Genomic DNA, 15,768 nt, shown 5'->3' with positions numbered 1-15,768 from the left:
AAAGGCCCACAAAGATACAGATTTTTACGCTGACCACTCTTTTCGTAAAGGGCGACCTAGTAGGCGATTGGCTTCTGAATTATTCTCAAATGTCTCTTTCTCTGGATTCCAGCGGAGCGATTGTTTGAGTTTGTACGCAATATTGCCAATGTTACAGACTGAAGCTGTGCGGTGCCCAACCTCTACGTCGCAGATCGGATTTTTGCGGCTACGAATGGCATCCAGAAAATCTTTATAGTGATTGTCGCTGTAATAAACTCGCTTTTCATTCTCGCCAATCACCTTATCTTTTAGCGCAGCAGGGGTGGTTGTTAATTCGCCACGGGCTACTTTAACCTCGCCTTCGGTACCAATGAAGTGGCAATACTGTTTGCCTTCAACCGGCTGATGGTTCATGATGACGCCATTCGCGTATCGGTAAATTAAGCCTTTTCCGCTGCCATCGGTGGGTGGTGTAAGCTCAACTGGACCAGACTTATCCATATCAAGGCCCCATTGCGCAATGTCGAACATGTGAGCGCCCCAGTCGGTCATACCCCCTCCGCCAAACTCGTCGATGTCGCGCCATTGTCCCCAAAACGTATCTTTAGGCGTAGGTAATAAAACATTGTTGTACGGGCGAATGACCGTATTAGGACCGAGCCAGGCGTCCCAATTTACGCCTGCTGGCAATGGCTGTGCTTGCAGATCCCAGGGGCGGGGCGGACCTCCCACATTAATGTTTATCGTTTTAACCTCACCAATGTAGCCGTTTCGAACTAGTTCAACGGCCTGCCGAAACTCTTTCCAGGAGCGCTGCATGTTGCCCGTTTGAAATATGCGCTTGTGCTTGCGGGTGGCCTGTACCATCGCACGACCTTCCTGAACGGTCAGTGAAAGCGGTTTTTCGCAATAGATGTCTTTGCCTGCTTTAGCAGCCCGAATGGCTATGACGCTGTGCCAGTGGTCGGGGGTAGCAATGACTATGGCATCTATGTCTTTATTATTGAGAAGCGTCCGGTAATCGTCATAGCGTTGACAGCCTTTGTACGAACTTTTGTCTGCTTTTTCGGCATAATGCGCGTTCACAGCATCGGCAAAGGCCGTCACTTTAGATGAATCAACATCACAGGCCGCTATGACACGGGCTTCGTTCTTGAGAAACTGGCCACGCAGGCCACCCGCTTGCCGACCAAGGCCAATGAAACCAACCGTAATTTGGTCACTAGGAGCCAGAAAGCCGCGCCCGAGTACATGGCGTGGTACAATGTAAAAGGCGGACAGGCCGGCTGCTTGTTTAAGAAACGTCCGGCGATTGGGTTGTGCAGGTGAGTCTTTCATGCGTGAAATCGGTTTTATCAAAAACAAAAGTGGACAGTAGACCAGCTATACTGTCTACTGTCCACCCCTATTTTCTAATTCAGAATAAATGCTGACAATTAATTAGGGTAGCCTGGATTTTGCGGCTTCAGGTTCGGGTTGTTCAGCATTTCCTGCCGAGGAAGCGGCAGTAGTAAATGCTTAGCTTCCAGCGCTTTGTTTGTGCTTAAGTTAACGTGCCCCACAAATGGATCGAACCTCTTGGTGGTCTCGTTAAACACTTTCTGCAGGCGCACCATGTCGAACCAGGTAATCTGTTCGTAACAGAATTCATACCAACGCTCCCGCCAGACAGCCTCCCGGAAGGTGGCCGGCGTGAAGGTGCCAAGCTCGGGTGTCGTTAATTTAGCGCGGTCCCGGATGCGTTTCAGGGCTTCGTAGGTGGCCGGCGTGGGGCCGCCAACTTCGTTCTGCGCTTCGGCAAAAATCAGTAGCGTCTCAGCAAAACGAATTTGAGGTACGTTAAGGTTATTATTGCGGGTCCCGGTCACACCTGATGTGCCATTGGAAGTGCGGTTGAAGTGCTTAAAGACATAGGGCCTACCCAATTCGAATCGAGCGCCGGTTCCGTTCGTAAAGTAGGTTGTGTAAAAATATCCTTCCTGATCTTTTGTTCGCAAATCGCCTGCTTCGTAGGAGTTATAGAACGATAGCGTCGGAATCGAGCTGCCCGTTCCGGTAGGACCGTTGAAGTTAATTGGTTTAAAGTTACCGTAAAAATTGTCCATTGGGTTAGCGGCTACTACGGAGTTATACTGCAGCTGAAAAAGGTGCTCAACTCGGTTTTTCAGGCTCTCCCGATGTACATCTTCGTAGGTTGGAAACAGGTTGATCGCTGTTGGGTTAGCATTCGCATACGTAATGACCTCCAGCGCTTTGTCGGCGGCTAACTTATAGTGCGACGCGCCCTTGCTCAGCGGGAAACCAGCCATCGTCAGGTAAACTTTGGCCAGCTGCGTTTTCACCGCGGCTAAATTTACCCGGCCGCTCACATCCGTCCAGGCTAAACCAGCGGTTTCGGCAGCTTTTAAATCTTCTATGATCAAATTGTAAATCTGTTCTTGCGGAACGCGTGCCGGGGAATACACTTCTGGAGCGACTGCCTGCGGGTTAAGAATTGGGGTTGTAACAAGCGGAATATCGCCATAAAGCCGCACTGCGTTAAAGTAAGCCCAGGCCCGTAGGAAGCGAGCTTCACCCAAAATTTTAGTTTTCTGTGCGTCAATTTTAGCTTTATCCGCTTCGGGTAAAGACGGAATGCCCGGAACCCGGTCGATTACTAAATTGGCATTGGCAATTACCCTGTATAACCCATTCCACCAGTTAACGACATGGGCCGTGTTGCCGTCGTGCGACATGCTGTACAGGTTGTTAAGGTCGGAGTTCTGGGCGGTTTCCGTCGTCGACGTCCCGGTCATAGCTTCTAACAACTGCCAGTTGGACGAGAAAATACCGGCTCCGTCGCCGAAAAAGCGCAGTGAGGCATATACGGACGCTAACCCCGCTTCGGCGTGATCAGGAAGTGTATAAAAATTGTCGGTGGTAAGGTTTGAGGGCGGTTGCTCATCCAGGAAATCAGAACAGCCGACGGGACCGAGCAAAACGGCTCCGCACAGCACTACCTTACTTATTGTCTTGACCAGAGTATATCGCATGACGAATTCAGATTTTTGATGGTTTGTCATTGATGGATGCTCGTTGCAGATGAACATCCATCAATGATTGAAATGACCAGAGGTTTATAGACTAAGTTGCAGACCAACGAGGTAGGTGGTCGGTTTGGGGTAATTGTGCCAGATCATCCCTTGCGAGAAGGCGCTGTTATCATTACCCTGGTTAGTCGGAGTCACCTCTGGGTCGCCCACAATCGGGTCTTCAACCAGCAGGAAGAAGTTCTGCACCGTAGCGTAGAAGCGAAGCCGACTCAGTTTAAGGCGATTGGTAACCTGCGACGGAAGGGTGTAACCCAGTAAAAGGTTCCGACCACGCAGGAACGAACCGTCTTTGATCCAGTGGCTATCTACATTGGTGACGTAGCCTGCACGGGTTTCCCGAATTTCGGCGATGGGTGTGTTCTGGTTCGTAGGCGTCCAGGCGTTCAATACCGAGGTGTAGCTGTTGGCCAGCGCCTGCCGGTCTTCGCTGGCGTGCAGGTTCATCAGCATAACGTCGTTGCCGTACATAAACTGAAGTTCGAGGGTTGCATCGAAGTTTTTGAACCGGAAGTTGTTTGTAAACGCCCCCCAGCCTCTCGGACTGCCGTTGCCGATAATGCTCCGGTCGGCATCCGTAATGGCTTTGTCGCCGTTGACATCCAGATACTTAATATCGCCGGGTAGCATGGTCAGATTATTCCGGTAGCTTGTAAACTTAGCGGCTTCTTCACGCTCGGCTTCACTCCAGGTACCCAGCCGGGTTAATCCCCAGAAGGAACCTACTGGCTCACCAACCCGGATGATGTTGGTTGGGTTCGTAAAATTCGGGCCACCTACGTTGAAAATATCCGATGGAGTAGCCAGCGAAAGCACTTTATTGCGGTTCAGCGAAATGTTGAATGTGGTGTTCCAGCTAAAGTCTCCCCGGCTAATGTTGACCGTATTCAAACCAAACTCGAAGCCCTGATTCTCCATCGACCCAACGTTCCGACGGATGGTGGCGTAGCCACTGGTACGCGGAACGGGCGCGTCGAGCAGCATGTCAGTTGTCAACCGATAATAGTAATCAGCTTCTAAATTAACCCGTCCTTTGAACAGGCCAATCTCAAGGCCCACATCTGTCTGAGCGGTTTTTTCCCAGCGCAGGTCTGGGTTGGCCAGGCGGTTAATGCCCGTTCCACTCACCCGTGTGTCGTTATAGATGGTTGCGTAAGTCGAACTCAGCGTAGCCAGCGACTGGTAGGTTGGAATTTCGGAGTTACCCGTCAGGCCGTAGCTGGTGCGCAGCTTCAGGTTGGAAATAATCGGGTTGGTTTTCAGGAAGTCTTCTTCCGACACCCGCCAGGCTAAAGCTGCAGATGGGAAGAAGGCAAACTTGTGGTTCTCTCCGAATCGGGATGAGCCATCGGCCCGGCCCGTTAGGGTTAGTAAGTACTTCTCTTTATAACCGTAGTTGACCCGTCCGAAGTAGGAGTTAAACGCGAACCGGGATGCGTTGCTCCCGACACTGGGGTTCGTAGCACCTGCCCCTAAGTTGTTAAAGCCGAAGTAATCCGTGGCAAAATTGTTGACGGCGGCACTCATGGAAAAAAAGTTATTTTCCTGCCACGAGATACCTAATAGACCTGTAAATGAATGATCCTGGCCAAACTGCCGGTTGTAGGTTAGCAAATTCTCCAATGACCAGAAGCTCTCCTTCTGGTTATAGGTCGACGCGTTGCCGTTACCACCGATGTTCAATGTCCGGGTCTGCGATTGATTATTTTCCTGCGTTACGATGTTGACGCCCAATATCGTTTTCATCTCCAGGCCTTTCGCTATGCTGATATTGGAGTATAAACTACCCAGTGTAGTTTGCGTATTTAAGATATACTTGCGACCCATCAGGCGGTGTACAGAGCTGAACGTACCCTCAGCGCTCGGATAGTCGCGGTTGTTGGCGTACTGACCATTCGCATACTGGACGGGCAGAAACGGAAAATCTTCGACAATCTGCCGTGCTACGGCATCATTGACGTCCACCAGGTTCTCGCTCTGGCTATTGTAGCTTAATGTGCCGCCAACTTTTAGCCATTTCTTAACCTGATCATCAATGGTAAACCGGCCTGAATAGCGCTTCAGATAAGAGGTTTTGATAAGTCCCTGATCATCCCGATAGCCCAGCGAAAGCGAATATTGGGTTCGCTCGTTACCGCCACTAAAGCCTAGCTGGTGGTTCTGCGATAGCTTGTTCTGCGTGCTTTCTTTAAACCAGTCGGTGTCATAAAGTGGGTTCAGGTTGGCGTCGAACACACCCGGAAAGGCTGCGCTGTAGGCTTTCCGGCGGGCAATTGGGTCTAAATACGTGTACTGACCGGCGGCCCAGCCCTTTGGGTCGTACTTGGCGATGTTGGCATAGGCCAGTTCCTCAGTCGCCAAATACTCGCGAGCGTTCAGTACCCGCGGGCGGTTTGGACCAATCGTGTTGACGCTGAAATCGGCGTTGTACGTTACCGTTCCTTCGCCAGCTTTGCCTTTCTTGGTTGTTACCAGAATAACGCCGTTGGCTCCCCGAGCGCCGTAAATAGCTGTAGACGATGCGTCTTTAAGTACCTCAATCGATACAATGTCGTTAGGGTTAATATAATCAATAGCCGAACTAAACTGGTTCTGGTTACCCTGCGGCAGCAGTACTCCATCTACTACGTAAAGTGGGTTGTTGGATGAGTTGATCGAACTGAAACCGCGAATCCGTACAGTGGTGCGCCCACCAGGTCGCCCAGAGTTGGTATTTACCTGCACACCTGGCATTCTACCAGACAGTGCCTGGTTCAGCGAAGCAGTCGGCCGTTCCTGTAATTGGGATTGCTTAAGGGTACTCACGGCACCTGTCAAGTCCGATTTGCGGGTGGTACCGTATCCAATCACGACAACTTCGTCTAAGGCTTTGTTGTCAGCCTGAAGCGTTAAATTAATGGAAGATTGGTTGCCTACGGCTACTTCCTGGCCTACAAAGCCTACGAATGAGAAAACTAGTGTAGCATTTCCGGATGGAACAGAGATGCTATAATTGCCTTCGGAATCACTCGTTGTTCCTTGCTGAGTACCTTTAACGACCACGCTTACCCCTGGCAAACCGCTGCCTGTTTCATCTTTAACGCGACCCGTGACCCGGCGGTCCTGAGCTACAGCGCTCAAACACAGTAACCAGCTAAAGGCGAGCAATAAAACACAGCACCTTCGGTGTAAATTGTTTTTCATAGGAATTAAGTTAAGAAAGGTATATACTGCTATAAATTAGGGTTTTCCCTAGGTGTATTTATACTTAAAGTGTGAGCTTATTAAAATCTAATTAATTTTTAAGATAGATTTTAAAATAATTAAAAAAGGGGCCTCCTCTCTTGAGAGGAGGCCCCTTTTTGGTGGGCTGAGCTGTTTATGAGCGACTTTATTTTAATTGTAGCTCATCAATCACACGTTGCACTTTTGCTTTGAGTTGAGCATACGTATTATCAAAGGCTTCTTTACTTTCCAGCGGTTCACGAACGCTGACGTAGAACTTTATCTTTGGTTCCGTGCCCGATGGTCGGGCCGAAACTTTGGTACCGTCGGCCGTAAAGAATTGCAACACGTTCGAAGACTCAATACCCATCTTGCCGGCTTCAATCGATACGGTTACATTGTTGCCAAGGTCGGTACGGGTAAGCGCTTTGTAGTCGTCAATACGCACGACTGGCGAACCGGCAATCTCTTTAGGCGGATTCGCACGGAAATCGGCCATCATCTGCTGAATGGCCTCCGCTCCTTCTTTTCCTTTCTTCGTGAGTGATACCAGGGCTTCGTAATAAAAGCCGTTCTCCTGATACATGGTCATCAACAAGTCGAATAAGCTTTGGCCTTTGTCCTTTGCGTAGGCTGTCAATTCAGCAATCATAGCGCAGGACGCAATGGCATCTTTGTCGCGGACGAAGTCGCCAATGAGGTAGCCGTAGCTTTCTTCGCCACCGCCAATAAACTTCTCTTTGCCTTCAAGCTCGCGGATGACTTCGGCAATGTATTTGAAGCCGGTTAGCGTGTTGTAGCACGTAACGCCGTAGCGCTCGCACATGCGGTCGATGAGGTCAGTGGTTACGATGGTTTTCGCCACGAACTCTTTCCCCGTCAACTTTCCGGCATCTTTCCAGGCGTTGAGCAGGTAATAAATGATCAGGCTGGCCATCTGGTTGCCATTCAGCAACTCAAATTCGCCGTGGTGATTGCGTGCACCCGCGCCCACCCGGTCAGCATCGGGGTCGGTGGCCATCACCAGATCTGCGTTGAGCGATAGGGCCAAATCGAGGGCCAGTTGCATGGCAGGCCGCTCTTCGGGGTTAGGCGATTTCACCGTTGGGAAATTGCCATCGGGCGTGGCTTGCTGTTCAACAATGTGGACGTTGGTGAAGCCAAGGCCATCCAACGCGCGTGGCACCAAGGTAATACCCGTACCGTGAATTGGCGTATAGACAATATTCAGGTCAGCCTGCCGCTTGATAACATCCGGATTAACGGCGTTGGCCTTGATTTGCTCAATGTAAGGTGCGTCGATCTCTTCGTCGATGAGATGAATCTTCTCAGGAACACCCTCAAACTTAATGTCATCGACAGAAGTAATTTTGTTTACCTCAGCAATAATTGCCTTATCGTGCGGGGCAACTACCTGAGCACCGTCGTTCCAATACACTTTGTAGCCATTGTACTCAGGTGGGTTGTGCGATGCCGTCACCACAATACCACTCTGGCAACCCAGCTGGCGAATGGCAAACGACAACTCAGGCGTTGGACGCAGGGCACTAAAGAGGTAGACTTTGATGCCATTGGCTGAAAAAATATCGGCCACTAACCGCGCAAACTCCGGACTCATCCGGCGGCTGTCGTGGGCGATCGCTACGCTGATGTCTTCGCCCGGAAAGGCCGCATTGATGTAGTTAGAAAGCCCCTGGGTGGCTGCTCCAACGGTGTATCGATTCATGCGGTTCGAGCCAACGCCCACTACGCCCCGCAAGCCTCCCGTACCAAATTCGAGGTCACGATAAAAGGCGTCGGTTAATTCGGCGACGTTGCCAGAGTCGATCAGATGCTGAATGGCTTCTTTGGTATCCGCATCATAGTTGCCGCCAAGCCACTGATCAATGCGCTGCTGGGTAGGGGAGTCGAAGGTCGTTGTCATTTTGAATAGTTAACGTATCGTCAAATATTTATCCGCCAAAATTACGATTACAAGGTTGGTAGGCAAATCCGCTTGGTAGATTAGTCTTGTACTTTATGAAGACAACAAAAATTTATTGTTAATCAATAAATTTTTGTTGCTTATGAGTTTACCTTGCAGGTAAAAATACATTATTCTCTAAACCTGCATGAAACGTATTCATCTGATTCCGTTTTTGAGTATAAGTTTTCTGATCTTATACCGAGGTTGTATTTGGCTTGGGCTACTGTTTTTACTAATCTCAAGTCCTTTATGGCAGGAAGCTTACTGGCGTTGGAGCGTTCATAAAAACGGGTGGCCCGTTGATGGCCCACACATTGTCTACGATACGGCCGCTAACCAAACAAATTACGAAAGTGGAGTGATAATTCGCGGTAAATCGGTTGACTTTCCTTTCACGATTCGGAAGTCAGAGATAGAAAACGAAGTAAGGTACACTGTAAATGATTCAGTAGGCAGGCATTTATGGATAAAAACGGCAGCTCAACTCAAACAGGGGCCTGATAGCCTATGGCAAGTAATAAGGTCAGCCGAACAGTTGTCCGAGCGCCAACAGAAAGCCAAAATAGATTCAACGTTACGAGCAAATCCTGAGGTGTATATCATTAAAAAGCGAAACGGTTATTATGTGAAGGAACCGTCATTTATGTCGTATTTTCCGTTTCGGATGGCTGGTGGGTATGGGCCCATGCCTAAATCTGTTTTGATCAAAAACTGGCAAAATAATAATGCGAACGATTGGGAATTCCGCTTCATAGACTCACCTACTGTCAAAGTCAGGCAGCAACCTCTCCAATTAAGCCACGATTATTACCTTACATTCGAGTACCGAACCTGGCGGCAATTCAAGACCATACCCATTAGTGCAATTCTATTAAACAGATTGCAGTTTTTATTGGCATGGATGGCCTTATTAATTGGTTTTTATCAACTCAAACGGTTGTTTGAGGATTTAAGCGAGAATCGGTATTTCGGTCCACAGCAATCCAGACGTATTAATCGGGTAGGGTGGGTATTAATCTGCTATTTTACGGGGAATATCCTCTTAATCAATGCACAAAACCTGTATGTCCGATCTTACTTTGCGAAGCAGAATTTTCATGTTCATGATGGCTTTATTCCAGTATTTCCGGATAACTGGTCACTGCTACTTTCCGGATTAACACTACTTGTGCTGGCGCATGTGTTTGACTATGGGCGTCAGTTGAAAGAAGAAAACGAATTAACCATTTGAGCCATGCCAATCATTGTAAATGTGGATGTAATGATGGCCCGGCGTAAAATGTCGCTGACGGAATTATCGGAGCGCGTTGGTATTACGTTGGCTAATTTGTCTATTCTGAAGACGGGCAAAGCCAAGGCGGTTCGGTTTGACACCCTCGAAGCGATATGTCGGGCTCTTGATTGCCAACCTGGCGACTTACTGGAATACGTGCCCAGTAAAGAAGATGAAGCCAAATCAATACCCCACATCGACTAATCCGGGTAACAGATACCAGATAAAAAGTACATGGGGCTATATAAAACCGTTTGGGGCCGGTTATGAATGACCGGCCCCAAACGGTTTTATACGTAACGTTCGGTAATATGAGCCGTCCGCTCGCAGGTTTCAAGAATCAATGGATGACGCGGCTGGCTGAGGGCGGCCTCCAGTTCTTCGATGGTATCTTTAAATAGCAGGTGAACCGGAATCTCGTGCGATTCCTGTTTACCTTTTACATACATCAGCGAAGGGCGTACCGTACCCGAAGCGGCCAGCTCATTGTACTGCTGTTTGGCCCCTATCCAGCTTTCGTCATCCGGACCAAACGAGATCACTCGCTCGGGCAAGGGATTTGCTTTACGGCTGGCCAGTCTTGCATCAAGGTCGGCTAACATACGCTTAAGGTGAAACGTGTCTTTGCCCGTACGAATCCGTTCGCGTAGCGACTGGCGAATCAAATACGTTAGCGCGTTTGCCAGATTCAAGCCAATCTCCGCCATTTGTTTGAAGATTAAGGAAGAAGGCGACATGCCCGGAATCGTGTTTGGATCATGTAGCAGCACCTGTCCGGCTGGTGTTAAAAAGCCATCAATCCGCGAGTACACGTTAATGCCTAATCGAGAGAACACTTCCTCTACGGCCAGCTGGATCTTTCGATTATTCTCCAAACTGGTTTCAACTGGGATACGCTTACGGGCCACGTTGCTTTTGTACTTGGTCTCAAAGTCAAAGGCTACAGTGTTGTATATCTCGGTTGGAGGAAGAGCAATAGCGGTTTGGTCGTCGTCCTGAATCACCCCGCACGAAAACTCCTGCCCAGTAATAAACTCTTCAAACAGAACCTCATCTTCAGCATTAAGAGACGCCAGCGTGATAGGCTGATTAGCCGAACGTGTGTCAAGTGCCTCAATAAAATCACTTGGGTGTCTGATGATCTCGCCAGTTTGCTCAATCACAACCGGAAAACTGATGCCTGAATCCAGGCTGACCATCTTCTGCACAAGATCGCGCTTCTCTTCAGCCGATAGATCCGTCCATTCGCTTAGCTTGCTCCAGCCATCCGGGCTGATATTCATCGTAAAAAAGCACTGTTCAACGGCTCGGCAAAACTGATTCAGATCGGCTTCACGTACAATGGCTACTCCAATCGATGAGCCCTGGTGTGGGGCTTTCACAACAATCGGTAAGCCCAGATGAGTAGTGAGCGACTGGAAAAACTGGGCTTTGTCTGCTCGTTCGTATGCATCCCGGCTAATGGTTGCCGTCTTTTTTTGTTGCCCGTTGGCCAGCGCAATCAGTTCGTTTTGCAGGATTTTGTTGATACCTACCGCCGACCCAACCAGTCCTGGTCCTGTGTAAGGCATCTTGTGCCATTCCAGAAGCCCTTGAATAGCGCCATCTTCACAGTCGGGGCCGTGCATAGCCAGAAACGCCATATCGAAGTGGTCGCGGAAATGTTCAGGGCGAAGTTCTGGTAGTGCCTGGTCAAGTGCGTTGGCGTCGAGCGATTCATCGTAAACAGAAAAGCCCGAGTCGTCTTGCGGCAGTACGTCACGTAATGATGCTGCTTTCAAAAAATCGGGTGTAACGAGTCTGAAGCGCCCGCGCCCGTCTACGAATACCAGCACCGGCTCAAATAAGCCCTTGTCTAAATTTGCCAGGGCCGTGCGTCCACCCGCATACGATACCTCACGCTCACGGGCCGGTCCACCAAAGAAAATGCCTATTTTCACAGAATAGAGGAGTAAATACTGAGCACAAAGAAACAAAAAAGCCACTTGTTTTTAACAAGCGGCTAGCCTTACGCAACCTCGATAAACTTAGCCAGGATCGGATCGTCTAATAGTTGTAATAGTCCTGGTAATAATGGCTGTATATAAACGTAACGGTTTGCTTTGATATTCAACAATAATACAGTGATGTTGAACTTATCCAAGTTCTGCTGATGAATCAAGTTCTTATCAGAGGTGATGAGTACATCGAACCCGTTAAACGTCAGTAAACCTAATAATTCGCCGTTCTTATGCCCGTTCCAGCCCATCTCACGGACAGTACTTGCTGCATGGCCTTTTCGAGTAACCTAAACTTAAGTCGCTTGGGTAAGTTTTCATCCAGTAGCACTCTCATGCTCCGGCTTTGTCTATTACCGAACTCATTGCCATTTCTAATAAGGTCACGGCCTGCTCACGCGTCACCCCCGGAAAGTCGTCCAAAAAAACCTCAATTGAATCGCCTTCTTCCAAGTGATCAAAAAGCGTTTTGACTGGCACTCTCGTACCCCGAAATACGGGCGTTCCACCCATAATCTCTGGATCAATATTGATTAACTCCCTTGCCGTCATGAACTTATTGATTAAAACGCAGGCGTAATATTGATTGCCTCCACCTTGGTAATTTCGGGTACAGCTTTCAGGATGGCTTCTTCCAGGCCGCCCTTAAAGGTCATCGCCGACATTGGGCAGGAGCCACATGAGCCCATTAATTCTAACCGGACAACCTTATCATCGGTCACTTCCAGCACTTTTACGTTGCCACCATCAGCGGCCAGATATGGACGCATACTGTCGAGGGCGCGTTCAATCTGAGTAAGTAGGTGGTCGTTATTTACTGCCGTCTCCATTGAATCGAATCTTATGATTTACGGTAAATTTACAAGCTAACCGGGTTTTATGCAACTTCTACGCGCTGCGTACGATCAATAGTTGCATTACGGATCGCAACCTGCTGCGCTAAGGCTTCGGCTGTCGAGCGAAAAGCTTCACTCGCGACGGGTTCGCCGACGCTAATGGCTGGCCGACCTTCGTCACCCGCTTCGCGAATACTCTGCACCAAGGGAATCTGACCTAACAAGGGAACATCGAACTGATCGGCTAACTGCTTGCCGCCCCCTTTTCCGAAAATATAATATTGGTGGTCGGGTAGTTCAGCCGGTGTAAAATAAGACATGTTCTCAATCACGCCCAGCACTGGTACGTTGATTTGCGGTTGCCGAAACATGGCTAACCCTTTTGTTGCATCAGCCAGGGCCACTTTCTGGGGTGTCGTAACGATAATAGCTCCCGTAACGGGCACAGTTTGCACCAGCGTCAGGTGAATGTCGCCCGTGCCGGGTGGTAAGTCAATGAGCAAATAATCTAACTCGCCCCAGTCGGCATCGGAGAAAAACTGCTGCAAGGCCCTCCCAGCCATAGTTCCCCGCCAGATTATAGCCTGCCCCGGTGCCACCAGAAAACCCATAGACAGTAACTTAATCCCAAACTGCTGAATGGGTTCCATCCGAGTTTGTCCATCCACCTGAAAAATCCGTGGCTGGATATCCTCGGCCCCAAACATAGTTGGTATTGACGGCCCATAAATATCGGCGTCGATAATACCTACTTTGGCGCCCGACTTGTGCAAGGCAATGGCCAGATTCGCGGTAACGGTAGACTTGCCAACACCACCTTTGCCCGACGAAACGGCAATGATGTTTTTAACACCGGGCAGCGTTGGTGCATTGGCCCGGGTTGACGTTACGTCAGAAGTCATGTCAATCGTAACCGTAATATCGGTCCCAATGTGCGTATGGATTGCATCTTCACACCGCTTCCGGATTACTTCTTTCAGTGGGCAGGCAGGTGTGGTCAATACGACCGTAAAGCGAACTGACCCAATACCGAGCGTTACGTCTTTTACCATGTTGAGCGACACAATGTCACGCTTCAAATCTGGTTCTTCAACGGTGCTCAGCGCCCGCAAAACGGCTTCTTTGTTTAATCGATAATCAGACATAAAAGAGGGAGAAAACGAACGATATAAGGAATTTAAGCGAGGAGGCTATGCAAGTTCTTCTTCTTGTTCCTGGTTTCGTTCCCATTTTAAACGACTTCGAACATCAGCCAGTTCCGCCGATACGTCTATACGTTGCGACAAAGTCTCTAACTGCTTCATTAACTTCGTCAGAAACTTACGGTGAGCCGGGCTATCAGCGCCGTACAGCGGGCGATGAACCAGCGATCTGCTGATTTGTTCCCACTCCGCAACGAAGCCACGAAGTTCGTCATCAAATGCGCTTTCGACAAACTTCTCAAAGATATAAGCCTGCGCCTGCGCATTAGGATGAATAAGATCGGCTTCGTAAAAGCGATAATCACGCAGATCGTCGATCATCAGCTCATACGCCGGAAAGTAATGCACCCAGGCATTCCATACACTACACTCATGAGCAATAACCCGTAGTATTGACTTACTTACCTGGTTAATAGATAAGGTGTCTCGCGTATGGCGTACAGGGCTTACCGTTAGTAATACCTTAAGATTGGGATTCGCTCTACGTAGCGTTTTTAGTAACCGCATCATATCTTCCTGGAGATGGTCAATATGATACACGTATTTCTCAAACAATGAGCCCGGCATCTTATGGCAATTCGCTACCACCTTATCGGTCTCGATGTGCCGGTACACCACCGCCGAGCCTAAGGTGACCAGAAGGAAGTCCGCTTTGCGAATAGCCTCTCCAACGCGTTCTAGCCCATTGGTTAAAAGAACACGGAGTTCATCGCGGCTGTTGGCCCAGAGCGACGAATGGAAATCATAATGAAACCAAACGCCATCTCGTTCAACGTATCGGCTTTCATCAGGGGCAGTCCCATACAGCGACATGGTGAGTAACCTGGCTATAGAAACCGGGTTGAAGATTGTGCCGAATGGGTTGTTCAGTACAGTTAACTTATGATCAGCCAGCCGACGGCCAATAACCTCAGCAAAGCACGAGCCAATCGTCACAATCTGGCTGTTGAGACCAATGCGATAGGGTAGTGATTCGGGTGTAAATTCGGTATGAAACTGCATACCTGATTAACAAAAATGCAGGGTGATTAGGTCCTTTTTACCTAAAAGATATTTGCTGGCAACGCCTTAATTAACAGAGTATTGCGACTATTTTTTTAGAATTTTTTGCTTTGTTTAAAGCTTTAAATGCCAGTTTATCTATTAGAGTGTAAGAAGATAAAAAAATACCGATTAATTTATTTTTTATAAGTATTTTCCGTTCATTGATGTTTATGTGCTGAATTAAGTTTACATTAACAAAAAATATTCAGCGTTCCACAGTCTTATCCGTAGCTATGCTCCAGCAAAAGCGTATTAAAACATTAAGTTTCGAGTCATTACACCAACTAATCGATCAAGCTCACCAGGAAATCAATCGCCGACAACAGTTTATCGAGCTCATCCCGTCCCTACGATTGCAAGAGATAGCACTTTCGGTACGAGCCCGAGACCTTCTCTACCGGACGATTGCCGAAAAGAAAAAACTCAATTACTGGCAGGATGCCGGCAAACTGACCCTCTGCGAGACCCTCAAGATACTTGTACTGAAAGATTGGATCCAGATTAGGTACAAGAATGCCAAAGCTTACGACGAAATACGGTCAGCGTTTCAGTCGAGTAAGGCACCTCTCGAACGGTATTACGGCGAAATTGAAGTTGAGATATAACAAAAACGGCCGCCCAGATCATACTGGGCGGCCGTTTTTATTGTTGGGTAGTGCTTATTCGGCAGACACAACCTCGAATTTCACTTTGTGCTTCACATCTTTGTGAAGGTCGAGTGTTGCTTCGTAGGTACCAAGCGTCTTGACGTCGTCAACGGCAATTTTCTTGCGGTCGATATCGAAGCCTTTTTCGCGCAGCGCGTCAGCTACCTGCGTGTTTGTCACACGTCCGAAGATTTTGCCGCTGTCACCGGCTTTAGCCGGAATGGTCAACGTCATGTCGCCGATGCCGTCAGCAATGGCCTGAGCGTCGTTTTTGATTTTTTCGGCTTTGTGAGCCGCCTGACGGATGTTCTCAGCAACGATCTTCTTGTTCGAATCGGTTGCCATCACCGCATAACCTTGCGGAATCAGGTAGTTGCGGCCATAACCAGGCTTCACCGTTACGGTGTCGTTCTTATAGCCCAGGCCAGCAATATCGGTTTTTAGAATAATTTCCATCTTTAAAAAAGTTGTAGGGTTGTAGAGTTCTACAGTTGTAGAGTTATCAGCACCCGAAGCAATCCGCTACAG

At 48.7% G+C, this 15,768-nt stretch carries 13 protein-coding genes; 3 read left to right on the top strand and 10 right to left on the bottom strand.

Going from position 1 to position 15,768, the window contains the following annotated elements; all coding sequences use genetic code 11:
- Positions 1-24: 24 nt before the first annotated feature.
- The 4 genes from ACFSUS_RS03310 to ACFSUS_RS03295 all read right to left on the bottom strand — a co-directional run bounded on the left by ACFSUS_RS03310 (position 25) and on the right by ACFSUS_RS03295 (position 8,199).
- The gene (locus ACFSUS_RS03310; RefSeq protein WP_381519014.1) at positions 25-1,320 is read right to left on the bottom strand and encodes a Gfo/Idh/MocA family protein; all 1,296 of its coding nucleotides are present in this window, start codon (positions 1,318-1,320) and stop codon (positions 25-27) included.
- 98 nt (positions 1,321-1,418) lie between these two features.
- Positions 1,419-3,014 carry a RagB/SusD family nutrient uptake outer membrane protein gene (locus ACFSUS_RS03305; protein ID WP_381519012.1) on the bottom strand — a complete coding sequence of 532 codons (1,596 nt, stop codon included), beginning with the start codon at positions 3,012-3,014 and terminating at the stop codon, positions 1,419-1,421.
- An 84-nt stretch (positions 3,015-3,098) separates the two neighbouring features.
- Positions 3,099-6,254, bottom strand: coding sequence for a SusC/RagA family TonB-linked outer membrane protein (locus ACFSUS_RS03300; RefSeq protein ID WP_381519009.1), 3,156 nt, complete (start codon positions 6,252-6,254; stop codon positions 3,099-3,101).
- A gap of 187 nt (positions 6,255-6,441) precedes the next feature.
- Entirely contained in the window at positions 6,442-8,199 is a 1,758-nt protein-coding gene (locus tag ACFSUS_RS03295; RefSeq protein WP_381519006.1) for a phospho-sugar mutase, read from the bottom strand.
- Between the two features lie 187 nt (positions 8,200-8,386).
- Between ACFSUS_RS03295 and ACFSUS_RS03290 the strand changes: the two genes are divergently transcribed.
- Positions 8,387-9,472 (top strand): DUF2975 domain-containing protein, encoded by a 1,086-nt coding sequence (locus tag ACFSUS_RS03290; protein WP_381519003.1) that lies wholly within the window; start codon positions 8,387-8,389, stop codon positions 9,470-9,472.
- Positions 9,473-9,475: 3 nt separating this feature from the next.
- Positions 9,476-9,718, top strand: a complete 243-nt coding sequence (locus ACFSUS_RS03285; protein ID WP_381519000.1) for a helix-turn-helix domain-containing protein — start codon at positions 9,476-9,478, stop codon at positions 9,716-9,718.
- Positions 9,719-9,804: 86 nt separating this feature from the next.
- Here the strand turns inward: ACFSUS_RS03285 and ACFSUS_RS03280 are convergent, their stop codons facing one another.
- The 5 genes from ACFSUS_RS03280 to ACFSUS_RS03260 form a co-directional block, all read right to left on the bottom strand.
- On the bottom strand, positions 9,805-11,454 hold the full coding sequence (locus tag ACFSUS_RS03280) for a D-alanine--D-alanine ligase family protein (RefSeq protein ID WP_381518998.1): 1,650 nt from the start codon (positions 11,452-11,454) through the stop codon (positions 9,805-9,807).
- A gap of 390 nt (positions 11,455-11,844) precedes the next feature.
- Complete coding sequence (locus ACFSUS_RS03275) at positions 11,845-12,063, bottom strand: DUF433 domain-containing protein (RefSeq protein WP_381518995.1); 219 nt, start codon at positions 12,061-12,063, stop codon at positions 11,845-11,847.
- Positions 12,064-12,074: 11 nt separating this feature from the next.
- Entirely contained in the window at positions 12,075-12,341 is a 267-nt protein-coding gene (locus ACFSUS_RS03270; protein WP_381518992.1) for a NifU family protein, read from the bottom strand.
- Positions 12,342-12,388: 47 nt separating this feature from the next.
- On the bottom strand, positions 12,389-13,492 hold the full coding sequence (locus tag ACFSUS_RS03265) for an Mrp/NBP35 family ATP-binding protein (RefSeq protein ID WP_381518989.1): 1,104 nt from the start codon (positions 13,490-13,492) through the stop codon (positions 12,389-12,391).
- A gap of 45 nt (positions 13,493-13,537) precedes the next feature.
- Complete coding sequence (locus ACFSUS_RS03260) at positions 13,538-14,551, bottom strand: GSCFA domain-containing protein (RefSeq protein ID WP_381518986.1); 1,014 nt, start codon at positions 14,549-14,551, stop codon at positions 13,538-13,540.
- A gap of 275 nt (positions 14,552-14,826) precedes the next feature.
- Here ACFSUS_RS03260 and ACFSUS_RS03255 point away from each other — a divergent pair, with 275 nt between their 5' ends.
- Entirely contained in the window at positions 14,827-15,198 is a 372-nt protein-coding gene (locus ACFSUS_RS03255; protein ID WP_381518984.1) for a hypothetical protein, read from the top strand.
- Positions 15,199-15,252: 54 nt separating this feature from the next.
- Here the strand turns inward: ACFSUS_RS03255 and rplI are convergent, their stop codons facing one another.
- Positions 15,253-15,696, bottom strand: a complete 444-nt coding sequence (gene rplI, locus ACFSUS_RS03250) for a 50S ribosomal protein L9 (RefSeq protein WP_381518981.1) — start codon at positions 15,694-15,696, stop codon at positions 15,253-15,255.
- Positions 15,697-15,768: the final 72 nt, after the last annotated feature.

It is taken from the genome of Spirosoma soli (assembly GCF_042684525.1).
GTDB classification, from domain to species: Bacteria; Bacteroidota; Bacteroidia; order Cytophagales; family Spirosomataceae; genus Spirosoma; species Spirosoma soli.
Note: the sequence above shows the minus strand (reverse complement) of the source record. Positions and strands in the feature narration are given on the sequence as shown.